General features: G+C 40.4%; 8 protein-coding genes. 4 read left to right on the forward strand and 4 right to left on the reverse strand.

Annotation, left to right across the window (positions count from 1 at the left end):
* Positions 1-109: 109 nt before the first annotated feature.
* The 3 genes from ACKI39_RS00120 to gatB form a co-directional block, all read right to left on the reverse strand.
* Complete coding sequence (locus tag ACKI39_RS00120) at positions 110-556, reverse strand: PTS sugar transporter subunit IIA (RefSeq protein WP_407396437.1); 447 nt, start codon at positions 554-556, stop codon at positions 110-112.
* A 79-nt stretch (positions 557-635) separates the two neighbouring features.
* Positions 636-2885: a glycoside hydrolase family 3 C-terminal domain-containing protein gene (locus ACKI39_RS00125; protein ID WP_407396438.1), complete on the reverse strand. Its 2250-nt coding sequence runs from the start codon at positions 2883-2885 to the stop codon at positions 636-638.
* A gap of 149 nt (positions 2886-3034) precedes the next feature.
* On the reverse strand, positions 3035-4573 hold the full coding sequence (gene gatB / locus ACKI39_RS00130; RefSeq protein WP_407396439.1) for an Asp-tRNA(Asn)/Glu-tRNA(Gln) amidotransferase subunit GatB: 1539 nt from the start codon (positions 4571-4573) through the stop codon (positions 3035-3037).
* 487 nt (positions 4574-5060) lie between these two features.
* Here gatB and ACKI39_RS00135 point away from each other — a divergent pair, with 487 nt between their 5' ends.
* From ACKI39_RS00135 to ACKI39_RS00150, 4 genes are all read left to right on the forward strand, one after another.
* Positions 5061-6005 carry a M15 family metallopeptidase gene (locus tag ACKI39_RS00135; RefSeq protein ID WP_407396440.1) on the forward strand — a complete coding sequence of 315 codons (945 nt, stop codon included), beginning with the start codon at positions 5061-5063 and terminating at the stop codon, positions 6003-6005.
* 109 nt (positions 6006-6114) lie between these two features.
* Positions 6115-6765, forward strand: a complete 651-nt coding sequence (locus ACKI39_RS00140; RefSeq protein ID WP_407396442.1) for a recombinase family protein — start codon at positions 6115-6117, stop codon at positions 6763-6765.
* 73 nt (positions 6766-6838) lie between these two features.
* Complete coding sequence (locus ACKI39_RS00145) at positions 6839-8743, forward strand: hypothetical protein (RefSeq protein WP_407396443.1); 1905 nt, start codon at positions 6839-6841, stop codon at positions 8741-8743.
* 298 nt (positions 8744-9041) lie between these two features.
* Positions 9042-9398 carry a hypothetical protein gene (locus tag ACKI39_RS00150; RefSeq protein ID WP_407396445.1) on the forward strand — a complete coding sequence of 119 codons (357 nt, stop codon included), beginning with the start codon at positions 9042-9044 and terminating at the stop codon, positions 9396-9398.
* A gap of 171 nt (positions 9399-9569) precedes the next feature.
* Here the strand turns inward: ACKI39_RS00150 and ACKI39_RS00155 are convergent, their stop codons facing one another.
* Complete coding sequence (locus ACKI39_RS00155) at positions 9570-23033, reverse strand: hypothetical protein (protein WP_407396447.1); 13464 nt, start codon at positions 23031-23033, stop codon at positions 9570-9572.
* Positions 23034-23170 lie beyond the last annotated feature (137 nt).

The raw sequence follows: 23170 nt of genomic DNA on the forward strand, positions 1-23170 counted from the left end.
GCAATCATTTCATGCTCAGATCTGCCAGTCATTCTTGTTTTTGAAGTGTTTAAAAATAAAAAAGCCCCTTCGTTAAACGAGGGAGCTTTCCTACGCTGTAGTCAAGAAACTATTCTGTAAGGATCTTGATTACTTCTGCCTTGTCCTGTGTGTTGAGGATCTGGGCACGCTTGTCTGCAGACTTGAAAAGAAGGCTTACTTCAGCAAGGAACTGAAGGTGTGGGCCTGTCTTGTTTACAGGAGACAATGTCATAATGAAGATACGACATGGTTCACTGTCAAGACTGTCAAAGTCTACTGGATTGTCAGAAACTCCAATACAAGCAACAAGGTCAGAAACTGTATCTGTCTTTCCGTGTGGAATGGCGATTCCATGCTTCATGCCTGTCGACATCTTGCGTTCACGGTCAAGTACGCATTCCTTTGCAGATGCTTTATCTGTAACCTTTCCTGCCTTTACAAGGATTTCAAGGAGTTCGTCAATGATTTCTTCTTTTGTAGTTCCCTTCAAGTGAAGGTCAACTGTGTCAGGTGTTAATACTGTTCTTAAGTCCATACTTATATTTTATTTACCCCCATAATATTTGTCAAGGACGAAATAGCGAAAAAAAGAAAACTACATAATTAAGCTTAAATCATTCCACAGCTTTCTTTAAGTCGGCAATGAGTTTTTCGGCTTCTTCCCTTGTTCCCATTCCAAAGCTGAAAAGGGACTTTAGAGGGAAGCCCTGGAACATTGCGTCTGCCATTTCCTTTGCCGCAGCACCCATGTCACCGATAACAGTGTCGTCACTACCCTTGTCATTTTTCTTAAGATATGCCTTGAAGACAGGTGCAGTCCTTGGATCATCAAGCAATGCACTGAATGTTGTGTCTCCCTTGATTTCCAATGGAAGGTAACGGCTTGAAACATAATTCAGCTTTGCAGTAGCCTGAATGTTGTCGCTGGCATTACCAACGCAGATTTCATATTCACCGCTCTTTGCATACCAGTCATCGATTTTTGTTTCAAAGTAGCTCAAGCTTCTAGCATCAAGTTCAACTGAAACTTTTTTTGTCTCGCCAGGTTCAAGATAAATTTTCTTGAAGCCCTTGAGTTCCTTTACAGGACGACCGAAAGTTTTTGTCTTGTCAGCAACATAGAACTGAACAACTTCCTTGCCGGCAACTTTTCCAGTGTTCTTTACATCGACCGTTGCTGTTACAGTTCCGCCTTCCTTAAGTTCTGCGGAACTCATAGTCAGGTTGCTGATTTCAAAAGTCGTGTATGAAAGTCCATGGCCGAACGCATATGCAACCGGCATGTTCTTCTTTTCGTAATAGCGATAACCTACATAGATGCCTTCGTCATATTTTGTTGTAATTCCATCACCGCCAAAAGAAAGGTAGCAAGGAGTATCTTCAACACGGAGCGGGAATGTTTCTGCAAGGTGACCGCAAGGATTTGCTTCTCCGTACAAAAGCATGTCTGTTGCTTCTCCAACACCCTGGCCGCCAAGATACATTTCAAGAACGGCACCAACATCCTTTCTCCACGGAAGAACAACAGGAGCACCATTGTGAAGAACAACAACCACGTTCTTGTTTACCTTGAGGATTTCCTCGATGAGCTTGTTCTGGCATGCAGGAAGATCCATGTTCTTTCTGTCAAAGCCTTCGCATTCGATTACATCAGGAAGACCAGCAAACACAACAACTACATCAGCGGACTTTGCTTTTTCAACAGCGGCCTTGATTTCTGCATCGTCGGTAAGATCTCTGTCGGCAGGGAAGGCCTTTGCATAATCTACCGTGCGACCCTTTGCAGCTGCAGTTTCAAAGGCGCTTGTAACCTTGCAACTGTTGATGTGGCTTGAACCGCCGCCCTGATACCTTGGAACCTTTGCAAATTCTCCAACATAAAGAATCTTTGCGTCTTTCTTCAATGGAAGGATTCCGTTGTTCTCAAGAAGAACAGCACACTCGCTTTCTACCTGAACTGCCTTTCTATGATCACGTTCATTGTCAAAGACAGCGTCGTCGTGAGGATTGTCTACATAATCAAAGAGGACATTCAGCATGTTCTCAACAGCCTTATCCAAAAGCTTTTCATCAAGAGTTCCTGCCTTTACGGCTTCCGCGATTTTTGCATCGTTTACACCGCCACTTGCAGGCATTTCAAGATCAAGACCGGCAGCAATTCCCTTTGCACGGTCAGCAACCGCACCCCAGTCAGTCATTACATATCCGTCAAAGCCCCATTCATCGCGAAGGATGTCCGTAAGAAGTTTTTTATTTTCTGCGGAATATACGCCGTTAATCTGGTTGTAGCTGCACATGATTGTCTTTGGCTTGCTTTCCTTTACAGCAATTTCAAAACCGCTTAAGTAGATTTCACGGAATGTACGCTCATCAACTTCTGAACTTACACTCATGCGGAAGAATTCCTGGTTGTTGCAGGCGAAATGCTTTACTGAAGTTCCTACGTTCCATTTCTGAACACCGCGAATGTGTGCGGCGGCAATTTTTCCTGAAAGATACGGGTCTTCTGAAATGTATTCAAAGTTGCGTCCGCAAAGAGGACTGCGCTTTATGTTCATTGCAGGTCCAAGAAGAATTGAAACATCATTTGCACGGCACTGCTGACCAAGTGCATCTCCCACTTCCTCAAGAAGCTTTTCATCAAAACTTGAAGCTGTTGCACAGGCTGCAGGGAAACATACGGTGGACAAAGTTGTTCCGTCCTTGTTCATTTTGCGAAGACCATGTGGACCGTCAGATACCATTACAGACGGAATTCCCACGCGTTCTACAGGTTTTGTATCCCAGAAACTTGCACCAGAACAAAGGGAAGCTTTTTCTTCCAATGTCATTTTTGAAACTATTGATTTAACGTCACGAGACATTGTGACCTCCATGATATATAGAAGAATCCACTCAAAAAAATATGAGCAAAACGGATTCCAATAACATTATAAATCGGGAAAATTAAATTGACAATTTTAAAATAAAAAAGGCCTCCAACTCAGGAGACCTTTTCTAAACAAGCGGTGAATTAAAGAGCTGCAAGTTTTGCGGCAACAAGCTTGCTTGCAACTGCAGGATTTGCCTTGCCCTTTGATTCCTTCATGACCTGACCGCAGAGCCAGCCGACAACATTTGTCTTTCCGCCCTTGTAGTCTGCCACAGCCTTAGGATTGTTTGCGATTACTGTATCAACGATGGCTTCGATGGCACCTTCGTCTGCAACAACTTCCATGCCTTCTTCCTTTGCGATTATTGAAGGCATCTTGTTTGTCTCAAGCATCTTTGCAAATACAGTCTTACCCTGTGCACCGGTAATTTTCTTGTCAGCGATAAGGTTAACAAGTTCTGTAATATGTGCAGGTGTGATTGTAACATCAGCGATTGTCTTCTTCTGTTCGTTGAGGACAGCAAGAAGTTCTGCAAGGATCCAGTTAGCAACCTTCTTAACATCCTTTGCATTCTTTGCGGCATCTTCAAACCACATTGCAAGGTCGCGGCTTGTTGTCAAAGTTTGAACGTCAAAGTCAGAAAGTCCGTATTCCTTCTTAAGGCGGGTTCTCTTTGCTTCTGGAAGTTCACCTACGCGGTCAAAGGCGCGCTTGATGAGTTCTTCTTCTACTGTGAAAGGCTTGATGTCTGGTTCAACAACAAAGCGATAGTCTACGAAAGAGTTCTTTGTACGCTGAACTACAGTCTGCTTTTTATCATCATCCCAACCCATTGTTACCTTGAATCCGGCATTGAATTCCTGACGGTCGTTGATGAATTCTTCAAGCTGTCTCTTTGCTTCGTAAGCGCAGGCATCCTTGATGGTGCGGAATGAGTTGAGGTTCTTGATTTCTGAAATCGGTGTGTGGTAAACCTTTCCGTCTTCCCAAACGTTAAGGTTGATGTTGGCATGACAACGGATGTTACCTTCTTCAAGGTTACCGTTTGTAACTTTAACGTAGCGAAGGATTTCCTGAACCGTCTGGAAGAACAATGCAGCTTCTTCTCCAGAAGTCATATCAGGCTTTGTAACGATTTCGATGAGCGGTGTACCACAGCGGTTGTAGTCGATGTATGAGTGTGCACCCTGCAAGTGAAGTGACTTACCTACGTCTTCCTCAAGGTGAATGCGTTCAACGCGGACACGGCGGTATTTTCCGTCTTCTACGATACATGGTTCTCCCTTGAAATTTGTTGGACGACACTTGGCACCTCCAGCTCTTTCTTCTTCAGGATAGTGGATCATTGGAAGGTCAACATATCCGTCTGTACAAAGAGGAATATCGTACTGGGTGATCTGATAGCCCTTTGCAAGGTCAGGATAGAAATAATGCTTGCGGTCAAATTTTGTAAAGCGTGCGATTTTGCAGTTGAGTGCATGGCCTGCTACGGCACCAAGTTCAACATAGCCTTTTGAAATGCGTGGCATGGCACCAGGAAGTCCGAGACATACAGGACATACGCGTGTATTTGGCATTCCGCCGTAACGGTTTTCACAGGCACAGAAAGCCTTTGTTTTTGTAAGCAACTGAGTATGGATTTCACATCCAATTACAACTTCATATTTTTCAATAGCCATAATATTTCCTAGAAAAATTTTGCATATATTATAGAAAAGATATGGGAGTTTTTCAACGGTGGAAAATAATTAACTTAAATCCAGCAATAAAGTCAAAAAATATATTTTAAAGAAAATAATATATACAGGAAGTGCCTGAACAGGCGGCCATCTCTCGGGACTCTTTAACGGCACCATGCCGAATAAAGCAAACGGGAGGTAATGCTATGGCAGAAATGATTATTCTTGTTGTGACTTGTATTGCAACGGTAATTAGTACTGTAATAGCAGCTCTCTCTTACTTCAAGAAGAATAAGGAAGAATAAAAAAAATGCCGCCCCAGTCTCACCCCTGTGGCGGCTGTCACCATTTAAGGTGATAAAAACCCAGTGGAGGTGACCAAATGTTTGGGCACTTCCTTTTTTAATATAGTAAATAAAACGAATTATTTAAAGACCTTTTTCCCTGCAACCTCGATTTTAAGGGGAAAAACAATTATAATTGAAATATGCTTAAAATTGTGATTTTGATTTTTTTACAGACCTCACTTCTTTTACCTGCCTATGGTTGGGGATTCAGGAAAAAGAACAAATCAAAATCGGAAGAACCAAAGCCAGTACCGAAACCAGAAAGAACAATTCCCGAAGATCTTCAGATTTTGATGGACTCTTATTCCGACATAAAAATTCAGGCTGAATACAGTGAAGAAAAAAACGACTGGATAATCAGCTTTGAAAATTATGGAACCCCGCAGATTTTTTACTGGGCAGAAGGTTCAGTTTTGCCAGAAGAAGAATTGATCAATAGAGAAAATTACTGGCATGTAGTATACAAATACAGCAATGAACTCAGGGATCCGAAAACTTTTACGGAAGAAGAAATTGCAAGACTCAAAGAATACGGGACAGTAAAAAACCGAAAGAAGGCACCTGGAACCCCTATGTTCTTTTTTGATGCAGTATATGCAAGCTACAGCAGGGCAAAAATCGAACCCCACATAATCACAATTAAATTCCTTGGAAAAGGGACAAGAGTACACGAAAGAATTCTTGAGCCGCTGAAAAATGTTGAGACAAAAATCCTCGAAGCAGAAAAGAAATCTCCAGAAGTAAAAACCTTCATCAAGGAACTTAAAAGTGCAGCTGCTTACAACTGGCGACAGATTGACGGAACAAAAAGAAAATCCTTCCACAGCCTTGGAATCGCAGTTGATGTTCTTCCCGTTGCATATCATGGCGGCGAAGTTTTCTGGAGCTGGGCAAGGGACAAAAATCCTGAAAGATGGATGATGACTTCAATAAAAGGAAGATGGATGCCCCCAAAAGAAATCATAGATGCCTTTGAAAGCGAGGGATTCATCTGGGGCGGCTATTGGGCAATCTGGGATAATATGCACTTTGAATATCATCCGGAACTAATTGCTAAAATGAAGACAAAAGAAAATAATAATTAACTACAGCAGGCCCGGATTGCCCATTTTTACTGGAATGAATACGGTTGTCTCTTCAACCGTACGGTCAAACTTACTGCAATAATGGATTTCACTTATTGGAGTTAAATAAATGACATACGCATATCTAAGAGTAAGTACTAACCATCAGGATCTTCAAAATCAAAGGCACGGAATTGAAATATGGTGTTTTAATAAGAATATCAGCATTGATGAATTCATTCTTGATCACGCAAGCGGAAAACTTGATCCCAAACGAAGGATGCTTGGAAAACAGCTTGAGTTAATGCAAAGGAATGACATCCTGATATGCAGTGAATTGTCTCGCCTTGGACGATCCTTATTCATGATAATGAAAATTCTTGAAGACTGCATGAACCGCGGAATCAAAGTCTATTCCGTCAAAGAAGGTTATGAACTTGGAGACAACATTACAAGCAAGGTAATGGCATTTGCATTTGGATTGAGTGCAGAAATTGAAAGGGACCTGATAAGTCAAAGAACAAAGGAAGCCTTGATGCGAAAAAAATCCCAGGGATTTACATTAGGCAGGTGTCCTGGTCAAAGATGCAGGTTGAATCCTATATGCAAAAAATACCACAAGGAAATAATCGACTGGTTAAATTCAGGTGTAAGCAAACGCGAAATTACAAGACGTCTTGGAATCAATATCAACACCCTTTATCGATATCTAACTTATTCAGGCTTGCACATACCCAAATTCAACAGAGGCACCATCTGGCAAGGCGGAATCTACCGCTAAAAAAAGTGATATGTTTTAAACCAAGGTTACAACCAGCTTAAGTGGACTTACTCGACAGGAAGCGAAAAAATCAATGTTTGATCGAACCGCATTGGGACATTATCCTGTATATGTCCAGACAAGACAGGCTAATCCTTCTCAGATGACTTCATCGATGCCTTCTACGGCTGTTGCTACAGAATCAATAAAAATTGATGGATTCAATCTTGGTACAAATGCAACTATTCAGGATGAGAAAGAAACGCCTAATTCCATTACTTTGTCCGCAAGTGGAGCATTAGTTTCAATTGGATCTATGACTTCTGGAAAATGGACTCTGAAAGTTGGAGATATTACAGCTATCAACAATCTGAATAATAATGATGCTCATGGATATTTTTCAGGTACGACCACAGAAGCCATAGGTGATAAGGAGATATACTCAAATTATTACAACCGTAAGCCTAATGGATATAACAATAATTTGCTTACAGATGATTTGGAATTTGATGTATGGGAATTTGACTCGAGTGCAGCGGTTCCGATTACAGGACAGCTTGAACAGCCTCAGATGAAAATCAATCCAAAGACTGGTCGTATTTCATTTGCCTATGTAAATGGTCCATTGTATTTCTCTATGGGTGGTAATGATACTTCATACGACTACTATCTAGGAGGATTCGATTTCTTTACATCTACAGGATATGCAATTGACTCAGAAGGAAATACTTACGGTGTTTGTGCCGGTGGTGATATAAACGCTACAGAGGCATCAAAATTCCAGTTCATGACCGGTAGCTGGGGTACAGGATATAGAAACAGGTATGGCGAATACTGTGGACGTCAATATATTGATGGAAATCGTCCTGCAAAACCATCGTTGCGTCTTGAGTCGGTTGGACAAAAAGATGCAAATGGAAACAATACGTTCCAGAAACAAAGATTTAAATCTCCGTCTATTGCAACATCTGTTGTTTCAGGCTCAGGCAATACGGCCACAACAAATGTCTACATGGCATATTATGATGATTTGAATGCAGAAATCAGGTTTAAGTATGGTCAGTTGACAAATTCAGGTACCTGTACTGATTTTGGAAATTTCAAAGATTCAAACAATTTTACTGGATTGGATACTTATGACAATATCGCAAATGTTCAGGTCGTAGCAAAAGCAGGAACTGCCCGTCTCCCTGGATCTTATGTTTCTATTGATGTTACAAAAACAGGTGGAGATAAAGTTGTAATGGTTTGGTATGATGAAACAACAAGATGTCTTTGGTATTCATACAATACAACACCGACAACGGATAGAAAAAATACGACAGATTATGGCGGATGGTCTACACCTGTTGCTGTATTCTCAGAGACTTCCGAAATGGCTAATGCTGGAGAATATTGTCAGATTGCGGTAGATGTTTCTGGAGGAATTCATATTGCTGCATACGACCCAATGAACCTTGATCTTGTATATGCATATGCATCTTCTTATGCTGTTACTACCACAAGCCAATTCAGTTCTTGTATGGTAGATTCTGAAGGTGTAATTGGATCTAACCTTACACTTGATGTAGCAAAGTTATCAGCAAGCGGAAAAGCAATACCACACATTGGCTATTACGCAACTACAGCAGTAAGACCTAAGTATGCTTATATGGTTAGTACTTCGGATCATGGTGATTCTGGAGCAGAGAATGACATGTTTACTCAGAAGTGGGAATGTGGAATTGTACCTACTCCAAGTATCATAAGTCAGCATAGTGCGCAATATAACAAGATAAATGTTGGTGTTTTCCAGAAGAGTGGTGTTATCTGTAACTCTACTGACATTACAAACACTACTAGTACGTCAAATGTAAATAATCAATCTGGTGGTAAATCAGATTATGGTGCACAGAGATGGGGACATGCTTATGGAAATGGTACTTCAAATGCAGTGCTTGGATATGCAATAAAGATCAATTCAAGTTCCGATGCCATCGAAACCGCGCAGATGAGATAATACTACTCTCTCTCTACTGACATTCCCGTGGTTGGCATGGGAATGTCAGTTTTTTTGTCAAAACCGTCAATTTTTATTTTTTCCCGGTTATTAATATTATGGAGAATTTGTTCTCCAGATTTTATTTACCGGAGCTAAAATGGAAAAAGAGATCACCATCACCGACAACTTCATGTTTGCGGGCGAAAGCGTTTGCGGGCGAAAGCGTTTGCGTTATTAGAAGCCTAAACCCACATAACTTTCGCCTCAAGAATTGCAAGGCAATTCTTGTATATTCTGCAAACCCTTTTTTGAAAGGATGCTGGGTATCAGCATCGGGAAGATCGTCTACCTTGAGCGCGAGAAGGACCTGCGTGTAGATCCATATTCCAAGGGAATCCGTCTCGATGTCCACGTCAGGGACAGCACTAGGGTGTTCTGCCTTGAGATGCAGTGCCTCGACAGGAAGGACCTTCCCCTCAGGACAAGATACTACCAAGGACTGCAGGACATATCCTTCCTTGACAAAGGGAACATCTACAGGAACCTTCCTGAAACCTACATCCTCTTCGTCTGCCTTTTCGACCTGTTCGGCGGCAGACTTCCCGTCTACACCTTTGAGAACTCATGCATGGAGGACAGGGTAATCCTGCTGAATGACAAATGCCATAAATAGAAAAAGCCAATTTCCATCAACGCACATTATAAAACAGAAAAGCCGCCCAGCAAACTGAGCGGCTTAATTGTTTGTGCACGTTATATTATCTCATCTGTGCGGTTTCGATGTTATCGCTCATACTGCAATAACTTAATTACGCTAACTGTTCGAGACAATAATAAGGGAAAGCTATTTTTTCTGAGCTGTTTCAACATAGCTTGAAGAACTAGAAACAAACCTTTCATATGCAAGGACCGCATTTTTCGTTCCATTTGCATAGACATTACCGAAATTGGTTGAATCATAGGTATTTCGAGTTCTAGAATAATATGACTTACCAACTGTTCCAGACGGTTTTGTTAGTACACCAGCATTTGTCTTAAGGATGCCAGAACTTATACGCCCTGCCGGAATACGAGAATCTGTTGGAACAATGCTTACTTCCCATGCTCCTGTAAAATAATCAGAAGTTGATCCATTAGAAACAGAAGTTGCATTCTTATTGATACCATCCACAAGATATGCATGCTTTGGTTTCTGATCACCTATTGAATAATACGAGATATATGGAACTGCCATTGCTGTGCCGCCAGTACTCTTGAGAGCAACATCAATTGTAAGATTCGATCCAACATTACCATTTGAATCGACTATACTCTTATATGTACTAGACCCACTGTAGCTTGGCTTGTAAGCATACTTCAACGTACCAGAAGAGAAGTCATAACCTGCCATATGAACACCCCCATTCTGATCAACCGTTACCTGACAATATTCACCACAATTGCTGAATACAGTTTCTGGAGCAGACCATCCTGCTGTTGTCCATTTGTCATTCGCAGCCCAGTTTGTAACATCCGTATTATAAGTACGAGACTTTGTGTTTCCATTGTAATGACCTGCATTAATTGATGTCGGTTTACTGTTATACGAATAAAGCATCTTGTTGTTGTATGCATCATACCAGACGATGACGAGTTTTTCTCCACCTGCAGTCGTCGAAGGAACAACGGCAATTGAAACATATTCACCTGAAGCAGCACCTGTTCTGTCTGGGTCCGAAACAATATATTCATACTGGGCATTTCCTGCATACTTCTGAGGGGCATTTGTAGTTTCTGTAGATGTAAACATACCAAAAGACGTTTTTGATGTCGTGGTATTATCATAGGCACCAAAACGCAACCTGACTTCATCATTGATTCTGTCATAGTATGCCATGTAGACATCTGTCTTATTGTCAGCACCTGCATGGGTAACAAGATTTACAGAACGGAATCTTTCAGTATCAAAATCAATGTCTGTAGCTGTATCGCTGAATTTCTGTCCTACAGCATTAAGCCTTAAAGAATTAGATCCATAATATGTGCTATAGTGTCTATTATCACCTGATCCGTTAAAACTTACCCCCCACTTTGAAGTCATGAATACAAACTTGTCTGCTTCCTTGGAGTTGGTATCACCTCCGTTTACTGTGGCAAAGGCTGTATTGTTAGCATCAAAGGCAAGTGAAACACCAGCCATCTTGTCAAAGGATGCCGTTGAGTAATGATACGAATGGCTTTCATTATACATATCAAAGTACAAGGTTCCATCACCGAAGGCAAATCCAAGTTTACCAGTTGTAGAGGTTGGCAACAACTTCATGACTGGTTCTTTGACTTTTCCTGTAATTGGAACACAAGCTGATTTATTAATCTGCCATACATCAATATCAAGGTTGTCCGTCAAATTATTGTTGTTATAATTATTTGGTTGTCTATTATAGTAATTTGAGTAGGCTTCATAGCTTCCAGTATTTCCTAACGTTCCTGGATATATATAATCTCCCTTTGCATCATTGTTGTTAATGTTGTTGATTGTCTCAACACCATTGACTTTAAATGCTACCTCACCACTTGAAGAAAGTTTTCCAACGTCAAAATTCAGCACTGTATGTAAACTATCCTCCAGTCCTGCATCCTTTTCATCCTGGGTATAAGTATGAGCAGCTAAAGCTGTTGTTTCACTTCCATACTTAGCACCTGCGATGTTGAATCCATGGATAATCACCGTTTCAGATGATGTCGTGGGAGCATTTGCATTGGTTGTAGAATCCTTGTGAACATAGACAGGATATTTTCCAAGGGCAGTACGGGCAGCAATGCTTGGATTATTTGAATTTTTTGAACTCAAGCTGGTTGTAACCTTGGTTACATACGGAACAACGTCCATCTGGTAGAAGCCAGCATCACCGTAGTTATAGGCATAGACATTGGTCTGTGTTGCATCGGCAACTCCCTGTTCATAAGCCTTATCGATTCCATTGGCCGTTGTAGAAACAGTCTTTCCTTCAACAGCAAGAGCAACTGTGTCATAGAATTGACCCAGGACATACTGAGTTACTGTTGCATAAACAGTATTACGTTTTGTTGCCGTACTTCCTGGCGTAGACTTATTCTTTACATCAAGTATCGTTGCATCCTCTGCGGTAACAGTAAATTTGATATCCTTGCATGCAATTCCAGTTACCTTTTCTGAATCAAGCTCAAGACGCCATTCAGCAAGATGTCCTGACTGGCTAGGTGCATTCTTGTTGGTTACAGTAAGCCTCCATCCTGTACCGGAAGCTGATGTCCATGCAACAGTTCCGTCTGTATTCTTATATTCAGAGTAGCAGTTTGTAAGGGTGTACTTACCTGTTGTCTCAGCAATAGTAATCTTGTTAAGTCTAGTTTCATCGTAGGCATAACCTGTAAGTACAATTTTTCCTGATACCTTAGGATCTGCACCATAGTCCGTCTTGAGTTTTGTATCTACTGTAGTTCCATCACTCTTTGTGATTACAAGGTCATCTTCAAGCTCAATGTGACCAAGAAGATTTCCGTTTGAATCCTTCTGAATGCTGTTGTCAGATTTTGAATTCCAGTGGAACGGATGGATGACAGCCTTAGGAGCGGTTCCGTCAATAAGGTCAACGGTAAAGTCTTCTACAAGAAGAACTGCATTTTGAGTTGATGTACCTTTGATACCTTCTTCAGTTTCATCCCAGAAAGTGAATGACATCTTTTTATTTGTACCGTCAACATTTGATTCCGTAGCAGACTTAAGGTTGGCATCAGTCAATCCTGAAATGTCCTCATTGGAAAGAGTATATCCATAGAACCTATTCGAGGTTTCTTCAAGTGCTGCGGAAGATGGAAGTATGTAATCTGTATTTGCGGTTGCTGGTACCTTTATGGCTTCTCCTGTTCCAGATTTAGCATCATCGTTTGTTGCAGCCCTGTTGTATACCATGCCAATGGAACCGTTTTCGTTAAGGTTTCCACCAACGATTTCTGGAACAACAGCAAGACCCTTCTTTATGATAAAGGCATTGCCCTTTCCTTCACTGAATTTACCGCTTACATAGTCGGCTGTCTTGATTGTCTTCTTCTGAGCATAATTTGCAGTTACAGTCTGGTTGAATTCATTCTTTGACCAGTTGTATTCAACAAATTCATTTTCATCATATCTGCTGTTTCCATCGATATCGGTACCCAAGAAAACTTTAGCAATGCGAGGAGCATTGTTGGAAATCATTGTATCAATTTCCTTGCAGCTGACATTACCGGCTTTATCAAATGCCATTACGACAAGAGTTACAGGACCATCAGGAAGGTTTGCAGAACGGAAATCTGCATTCCATTTTGCACCGTTGGAAGTTGGATCAACTTTTTCCGGCATTCCGTCACCGTCATCTGTATCTGCAAAAGTAAATCCATATCCTGAAGATGGACTGCCACCTTCTGAAGTAGTGTTGTCTACTACCTGGGCATAGATAAATACGGCACTTGTTTCCTGTCCATTTGTATCAGTGTCAAATTCGACATAAGAACTTGTAATGGCTGTAATACGTCTTAAAAGTCCACCAATATATACAAGTCCACCTTCTCTAATGTGTGTATTGGTTGAAACGTCACAATAGAATCTGTTCTTGTAAGTTACACTGTTGTTTGCCTGAGTTCCGTCTTTTTTATCACCCCAGAGAGAATAAGCATCGTCTCCCTGAGTAACTTCGACTTCTTCCAATTCTGATGTAGCAACCTTAAGATCTACAGGATTACCATCTGAATCAAATGAGAATGGATCCATCAGAACTTCAACACTTGTATTCTTGATGCTATATGCAGCACCGGTCTCCTTTCTGACAAGATAGAAAACTGTACGTTCAAATCCAGAGCCAGACTCAATTACAGAGCTTGCAAGGTTAATAGCCTTGTTACTGTCCTTAAGATTATAAGGAGACATATTACCCTGTTCTGGCACAATTGAATTTGCTGTACCACTTACACTTGTTGTAATGCTGCCAAATTCCGGAGCTGTATTATCAATATGGAATGTATATGTACTAGTTACTGTATGAGGATTTCCTGTATCAGTATCAGTTGCAGAAATCTTATATGTAAGAAGGTTTCCTTCTGTTCCACTGATAGGAACCCATACTCTATAGGCATTTGTACCTTCATTTGTAAAGGCATCTTTATAGAAAGTTTTTCCATCAGCAATTACAACACCTGTAGCATCTGAAACAATACCGCTTTCGTCTGTAATTTCAAGATAGAGATACCATTCTCCCTTAAGATACATGCCAGGCTCATAATCCTTATAGGCAATCTTCTTTCCAGGAGTATTAAGTGCGCTAACAGTTGCTTCTGAATGTGGTACATTATACTGGCGAAGTTCTGCAGTCATTACAGGAGCCTGGTCATCTATATGGATATAATAAGGATTTGACCATGCACCCGCCTTTCCAGCATTGTTTACAGAACATGCACGGATAGCGATATTGTTTGTTGTTCCGCTATTAGCTGCAGGATTCAATTCATTTCGTGTGTTTATTGCGATTACCCATGAAGATGTCGTACTCTGAGCAGGAATACCCCACCATGCATTGCGGTTTTCCTTACTTGTAAATCCACTTGCATTGCTTGAGAAAGCTGCGATGTTGACCTTATTGGCATCATATGTGTTGATTCCATCAGCAGTTACAATTGTATAACCGTAGTCAGTTCCACATTTAGTCTTTGCAGCAGCCCAGTCTTCTGCATGGACATAATCTTCTCCATCTACCAGAACAGCAGCCTGTGCAGTTGTAAGATTTTTTCCACTGTCAATTGCCTCTGTTTCATAATCCGAAGCTCCAAGCTTAGCAACCTGACTTGCCTTAAGATATGTGCCGGAAGAAATATTTTTCTCATCGATCACCAAATCCCTTTTTGCCTTGAAGAGTGTAAGGGCTTTCTTTGATTTGATTACTTCCTGAGCAATCTGGACATATACACCATCGGAAACAGCCCTTGATTCAATATTCGGAATTGTAACAGTACCTGTTACACGAATCGTACTACCAAGAGTTACATAGCCAAGAGAAACTTCATCTTCGTCTTTCTGATACTGAGCGTCAGTAGGATATGTGAATTCTGTTCTTGGTTTGTCTCCATCAGGGTTATATGTGATGCTGTGTCTTGATATCTTAACGTTGCCAAGCACATCGACAGCCTTGATGTAAACCGGAATTGTCCAAATGTTGTTTGCGTTTACAGTTCCATATGTTGCATTTGCATAAGTATCAAAAGCAGGACATGAATTTGCACCGTTTTCACCATTGAAACTGAAACTCCATTTATCCTTCAAAATAGATTTATCCTGCCATACAGAAACTGCAGGTGTGCCTTTTTTCAAGCTTGCAAGTTCAGCATCTGTCTTAGTTGTTTCAGATACCATTGGAATATAATAAGTAAGGCTTGCAAGTCCTGAACGGCCTGTACTCATATCGCTTGCATCACCGGAAACTTCAAAGTGTCCAGTTTTTTCATCAGTTGCAAGAGGAGTTACATTCTTAATTTCTGGGGCACTATTATCTACGTTGAATGAATAGCTTCCGTTACCTTTAAGACCAGACTTATCATAAACATTGACAGTAACGGAGATTTCTCCTGTCAGCCATTTATCAGCCAGAGTATTACTGTTAAGATCAAGCAAGCCTGTTGTCCAGGTAGATTCTGTATTGTCATTTGTATCCATGACAAGGGAACCATTTGAACTGGAAGCATAACCTTCACTTTCTTTTCTTGCATCTGAAGGAACATTTCCTATCCAGTACTTTACCCCATGAGGAGTTTTTCCCTCTTCCGGATTTGCTTCAGCTGCTTCGAGAGTAAAGCCATCAATTTTATTTGCGTCCTTACCAAGAATACGGAACTTAATGTATCTTCTGTTTACACCACCAACAATAAGAGTAGTTCCTATTGCATCTGTTGATACGGCAGCTGCATTTGCACCATTATTATCGTAGCTAACAATTTCTACACTTTTTACTTCAGGGCTTTCACAGTCACTGCCGTAAACAAGAGCGGCACCCGAATTCTCCAGCGATTCAGACTTGTGCTGGAAATATGGTTTGAGGAGATTTCCATTGCTTGTATTTCCAGTATAGAAAATTCCGTCCTTATTATCGTTTACATAGAAGAATACAGATTTTGAACCGTCCTTTGTATCTGCCGGAGTATAGGTCCAGTCAGTTCCAGTAAGGGTTGTCGTTCCGTAGTCTTTGTTTGTCCATGTAATTTTGCTTCCATCTTTAGAATATACAAACTCTGCCGTAGCATTATCAGTAAATGTTGCGATGTATTTATTACCATTTGTTGGAATTACAACAGACTTGATCTGCTTTGAACTTCCAAGCAATACTTTAACCACAGAATCTGTTTCAGCATCATCATCAGAAATCGTTCCGCTTATCTGTGCATTTGTACCGTACTTAAGTATATATGTATATGGATCTGCGCTTTCACCTGAACCATTACGGGTAAGATTTGTTACCTGGACTGTAGGACGGTCCCTGTTCATGTCTACTTCAAACTTTGTTGCATTCCATGAATAGGTTGGGTTATCTTCAGTTCCACCAATCTTATAGGCGCTTGAGTTTCCTGCCTTATCCTTGGCTACAGGAAGAACATAGACAACTCCAGTTCCTGCATTATTTTCTGCACTTTCCGCACCAGAAGCTGTATTGAAGTTAAAACCATCAATCTTCCAGCTGTAAATCTTTGCAATGTCGGTTTCTGTTGTTGCAGTAAATCTCGTCCATCCGTAAGTAGTAAGATCCTTTGAAGTATCGTCGTAGATTTCCTTAGCCTTGTTTGCTGGCAATGCTCCCTTTGCATAGTACAGGTCAAAGCCTGCAAGACTGAAGTTTTCTGTTACCGAACCTTCAATGGATTCAGAAGAACCGTTCACACCAACAGTATTTGAACGAATCGTTACAACAGGAGCCTCTTTATCAACAGTGAACATAAGCACACTTGGATTCTGGAATTTTGTTCCCGCAACATCAGTACATTCTGCTACAAGAGTTCCACTAGTTGCTTTAGCGGCAGCGATTTCAGTTTTCCATCCAGTGATTCTTGTCTTATCCGCAATTGCAGAGTATGCAACGTAACTTGCACCCTTTGCTACAGACCATGAATCAAGTTCACCTTCATTTGTTGTAAATGTTGTTACACATACAAGGTCGTTATCACCAAGAGTATAATCAAGGGCATTTCCACTGCTAAGGACACCGATACCACTCTGAAGATCCTTGAGAGTTCCATAAAGAGTTACGGATTGTTTTCCGTTTATTGTAACTGTACCTGTTGCAGAAGAACTTGTTACACCACCGTCTACTGACACAAAATTAGCCTTATATTCCGGTGATGTTTCATCCATTCTTACAATGACGGTCTTCTTGTCCGACGAATTGCCGCAAGAATCAGTAGCCCAAAGCTGAAGTTTATTGGAAGCTCCCTTTTCATAACCACTTATTGTTCCCTTGAACTTATAGTAACCAAGATTGGTATCCTTATCGACAAGAATATATGTTGCAACAATATCACCAGTTATAGGAGCTGGAGCTGGCTTGCCAGATTCATAGTGAGGTACAAGGCTATAATTTACCTGAGTAATACCAGAATCTTTGTCATAGAAATAGCCTTCAATGGAAATATCTTTTCCCTTATACCATGTAGCGGCCGCATAAAGCCCCTGAGCCATATGAATGTTATAATCTGTAAGGTTTGAATAACCATTCTGTCCAAATGCAATATCATCCTTAATCTTTGGAGCTGTATCATCAATGATATATGTAATTTTAGCACTTGCACTCTGTCCAAAAATATCAGTAACAGTATATTCAATATCCATTGAGTCTCCAGAATTTAGTCTAGAGAGTGGTTGAATTGTTGATGTAAACTGGCCATCACCAGACTGATTTGGAGTCAGAGAATAGCCCGCAGAATTTGTAATCTGTTTGCCACCAACTTCCTTATCTCTTTCATCAGATCCATATGTACGAATGACATTTCTGATAAGTGTTGTTGTATCATGACTGTAGTTACCAACAAGACCAACTACATTAAGTTCAGCTTTATTCTCATCAGAATCCTTGTAGCTTCTTGTATACCCCTTATTCTCTGGAGCAGACATGGAGATTGTAGGAGCACCCTTTGAAACACCTACATAATAACTATTGCTCTTGAACTTATTGTATGGAGTATCACTGTCATTTCTGTAGTTTGTATCTTCAACTTCAAAATAAATCTCATATTTTCCTTCCTGAGATGGAAGAATCTGACTAAGATTTACACTTGTAGAAGATCCGTTTGAAATGATAGAGAATGGTCCGCTAAAACTTTTCGAGAATGTTGCAGAACCAACTTTCTCTTCTTCAGTTTCTCCCACATCCTCGTAAGAAGAAGCAATCCTGTAATAACATACGGCATTTCTTATACCGTCATCATCAGAAATAGAGCCCATAAGCTTGTTGTTGCTTGAAACTCCAAAGAGGTTTCCATCAACACCACTTGAGATATCCTTTGCTCCATTTGCAAGAGCAACAAAGTTTGAAGGATTGATTATTGGACGGTCTGATTCCTGATCGGCATAATAACAAACATTTGTCTGTGCTCCTGTCTGGGCCTTAAGGAATTCACTTGATGTAGTCCTACTTGTATTGCCTGCGACGTCTGTTACTTCAATGACAACAAAAATATTATCCTTGGTCGTGTTGTCTTTTTCTGTTATCTTGGTTGTATCAATGGAAATTTCCCATCCATTGACATTGGAAACAGCTGTAAAGTCACCTTTATTTATATGAGACTGATCCTGTGTCTTGTAACGAACTCCAGACATAACGGAAGTTCCAGTTGCGGAAGAGCCTTTATATACCTTATATTCAACACGTTCGATTTCATTGTTATCACTGGACTTTCCAGTAACAGTGATATTGCCATTTACATTATAGACAATCGAAGGTGATGTTCCTGTTATTACAACAGGTGTAATTGCTGTAATGTCGATTTTAGGATCTTCATCGTCAATGTAATATGTAAGCTTAGCTGTTGAAGACTGGCCTACTGTATTTGTCGCAGTGTAATTGACAGTTTTTTCCGTTTCAGTACCTGCAAGTGCAAGTGCTTCAAAAGCATCTGTAAATGCCCCTGAATGGCCTGAAGTTATGCTTCCCCTGTTTAAGGTAATATAGTTATCCCAGGAAGTAGCCGTACCCTTTACATTTACAATATCCTTTGGATCTGCATCTGACCTGAAATATCGTTTTCCTTCAGAAGTTACGCTTATAGAAGGTGCATTTGAAGAAACTGCAAATTTAATTTTATCAGAAACATTCTTAACTGCTGTTTCTTTCCCCTCTTCCTTATCGATTGCGGTGATTTCAACATAATAGAAACCGTCTGATTCAGGAACCGGAACAGAGCCCTGATATGTCGTTGATTCTATGTTATGCCTGCTTATAGTATCGCCAACCTGAGTTGTCTTATCGGCAGCATAGAATTTAATATCTACAGCATCAATCATGTCATCATCAGTGACACTGAACATAAGGTTGTTGTTGCTTGCAGAGAAAAGGTTTCCGCTTGTAGTATTTATTACTATGTATTCATAAACAGGATTACCATTATTTTTCTTACCTGTAACCTCACTACCTTTTTCTGGGGGCTGTCCCTCAGGACAGTGAATGTCATTCCTATCTCCAGAAACGGCAGCTTCTGCGGTACTGAAGAATTTACCTGCTGCAGCCTGATCATCTGTTGCATATGCTGTAGCCTTATTGAAATTCATTGTTTTGATTACAGGTTTATCTGTTTCCTGATCAACAATAAAGTTCCTTAAAACATAAGCAACGTTCTGGGCGCTGTCTGTAGCTTTAAGTAAAATGGCAAAAGATTTTCTTGTTTTTCCGGTAGCAACTTTAGTTGTATCAACCTTAAAAGTTTTGCCAAATTTACTATCATCTGTGAATACATTGTTTACACTAAGAGCAGAAACTTCAGTACCACCAGTGACAGTACCATTTACGGCATTTACTGAAATATTTGTCGTGTCATTTTCTGCTGCATAGCAAATGTATTCAACTTTTGTAAGTTCATAGTTGTCGCTTGCATTAAAGGTTACAGAAACATTTCCATTTACATAAGGCAATGCAGGATTGTCTTTATCTTCAACTGTCGGTGTAACAGCCGTAATAGATATTGAAGGTGCCTGGTTATCAACAACATAACTGAATTTTTCTGATTCACTCTGACCAAATTTGTCCACAAGAGTATACGAAACAGTAACAGTTTCTTTTGCCTCATTTGAATTAACAGTTATTGTATCAGTAAAAGTTGCTTCTCCATCCTTATTGTCTGAATGTGCAGGAACTTCTATTTCCTCTTTAGTAGTTCCATCAGCTTTTGTAAGAGTTACCTTTGCTTTTGAAACGGAAGAATTCGTAAGCTTTCCATTTACTGTTATTACTGCACCTTTTTTATAAGAATTATTATCTGGAGTAAATGAAATCTTTGGCGCACCCTTTGAAACAGCAATTTTATAATTTTCTCTGATATAGCTGTTAGGTGTATCCGCATCAGATATCCATGAGGAATCCTTTGCATATATTGTAACCTCATGCTCACCTTCGCCAAGAGAGCTTACATCAACCGCACCTCCAGAAACAGGAAGAGCTTTTAAGACAGGGGAACCCACATATGCTGTAATATCAGATACCTTTCCATCATCGTCCTCTACATTGAATTTCATCTTGTTGTTGCTTGAAATACCAAAAAGATTTTTACCTGCTTCAATGTTAGAATAATCAGCGACCTTCTCAAAGTTGGTAGGCTTAATTTTTGGCTTGTCCGAAACCTGATCTACAATGATATCTTCACCATCTGGTCTTCCTAGAGTTTTATTGTAGTCTGTGGATGTTGTAAATCCAACATTTCCCTTTCCTTCAGTCTTACTTGCACTGTCCTCTGCAGTTACCCTTACAATGAATTCCTTTGCCTCCGAAGGATCTGTATTGTTTACAATTCCAGTAGATGGATCTCTTGTATCATATTCATCTGTAAAGCTGAAGGTCTTTCCGAGGTTAACTGTTTTCTTTACTTCGCTTGTAGCCTTATCTATATATTCAATTTTTACGGATTTAAGGTTTGTTTCTTCTACATTGCCTTTTACCTTGATAATGCCATTTACATATGATTTGCCATCCGCAGCATAGTCATTGATGACAGGAGTTATGGATGTGATTGTGACTACAGGCTTGATTGCATCAACATGAACCGTAGAATTTACTGTAGTCTGAGAATTTCCAGTCTCATGAACAAGGAAATCCACAGAGTAAAGATAGGCCTTGTCTTTCTCACATTTTACAGCATCATAGCCTTCACATTCTGCTGGAGAGAATTCCCAGGTATAGGAGCCTATAGTTCCAGTTTCCGAAATTCCCTTGCCGCTTCCAATTTCAAGTTTTTTCTTAATTTCGCCCTTCAACTCATTTGTCGATTCATCAGTTACAGTCACAGTTGCCATGATATAGTCAATCTGGCTGTCTCCATTCTTTGCAGTTCCCTTGAAAGTAAGACCATCGTTATCGTCAGTTTTCTTTGCAGAAGTCTTTACCAGTGAAAGATTCGATGGAGAAGTTACATGGATCTCTGGAAGCTTACCTGTTCCTGTCGCGGTGAAACCGTAGTACTTTGCCTGTCCAAATTCAAGGCCGTCAAGATCATAACCTGTAAGTGCGATTATATACTTATGGTTTACCTTAAGGAAATTTCCAGCTGCTTCACTCATTCCAAAAGGAACTGTAAGAAGAGTTCCGGATGAGGAGCCACTTTCTGTATTATCCTTTACGCACCAGACATCATGCTGACCTGGTGTTTCAAGTGCATTTATTACATCAGTCTTGAAATTAGCATTTGTATAGCTTGCATCATAGGCAGGATTGTTTTCTTCCATCTTCAGTCGTTTTTCAGCGACCACCCTGTTCAGAGCATCAATAAATTTCTTAGCATCGTCTTCTGTGTAAGGATCAGGTTCCGCTTTGTCTGACGCACTTGTCATATCCTTTACCCAGACATGAATTGTTTTTGGCAATATGCCAGTGTTGTTCAAACCCGCGGAAACTGTCGCCGTTACATTGGATGAGCTTGCAAGCTGATTTGTCGTAAAATCGTTTTTACCATTGAAAATTTCAAGACCGCTCAATACATAGGTAGGATTTGCCGCTGGGTTAAGTGTAAATGAAAGGCGGTTGTCAACTGTATCGAAATCTGAAGTATCCACCGCTTTTTCCTTAAGGGTAGCCATCGCCAAATCATTATTCGGCACACTACCATTGGAAATATTCATGAGGTTTGTTGCAGAAAGCCCAAGACCTTTAGAAGAACTCAAATAAGCAGAATAAACGTCATCATAAAGATAGACTTCACTTGTTGTGTTACCTTCTCCAGTTCCACTGTCCCCAGGATTTTTATATTCTTTGGCAGCGTCAGTAAGCCTTACTGTACACTTATATGATTTTGTTTCAGTTTTATTTTCTACTGTTCCATAGAGGTGAACATAACGCTGATAGGCTACAGGTTCCGAGCCGGATGCACTTCTTGTAGTATTTGCAAAATCAACGCTTGTTCCACCAGCTGTAGCAACAGATGTTTCATATATGTTTTCTGCAAGATTTGAGCTTGTTGAACTTGTAAGGAGCACATTAGTCTTTCCATCATAAACATCAAGAGCCATCTTTGATATTTCATGAAGGTCGGCGATTGTTCCTGTAACGGTGAAATTTGAACCGTAAGCAGCAGGATCCACACCATTTGCAACAGTAACACCAGGCTTTGAGATGATAAAGAAAGGAGCCGTATTATCAACATCTACAGAGCGTGATGAAACTCCGGAGGTTTTTCCGCTGTTATCGTTTGCCCAGGCGGTGATTTCATATGTTCCGTCCGGGTATTGCCATCCGTTGGTGGCGGCATATGCATTTTCATCGTAATTGTTAAGGTCGATCCTCCAGCTTGTGCCAGCAACCGCGGCAGTTCCCTTGTAGACTTCCCTGCCAGTGCTTGTATTTACGACACGCACATTTACATTGGTGATCATTACATCATCCTTACATTCTCCAGCAAGGACAAAGCTGTCTCTGATCACAGCCCCAGAAGGAGGATAGCTGATTGTAAGGGTTGGTGCTGAAACATCGACTGCTTCACCAAGACCAATGTCACACGAGAGGGTTGATGCCAAAGGAATAATAATTGCAGCTGCAAAAACTACCTTGGACCAAAGAGATTTAAAAACATTTTTGTGCATATGTGGCTCCTCAACATAACAAACTGACAAAATTCTCATTTCTTTATCGGAATAAATTCCAATAAAGCAAAGCATTTTTTTCCATTTGGTAGAGAAAGTGCATATTTTAGAGAAAATGGAGATATTTATAGTATAAT

The sequence above is a fragment of the Treponema sp. genome (genome assembly GCF_045641405.1).
Taxonomy (GTDB): domain Bacteria; phylum Spirochaetota; class Spirochaetia; order Treponematales; family Treponemataceae; genus Treponema_D.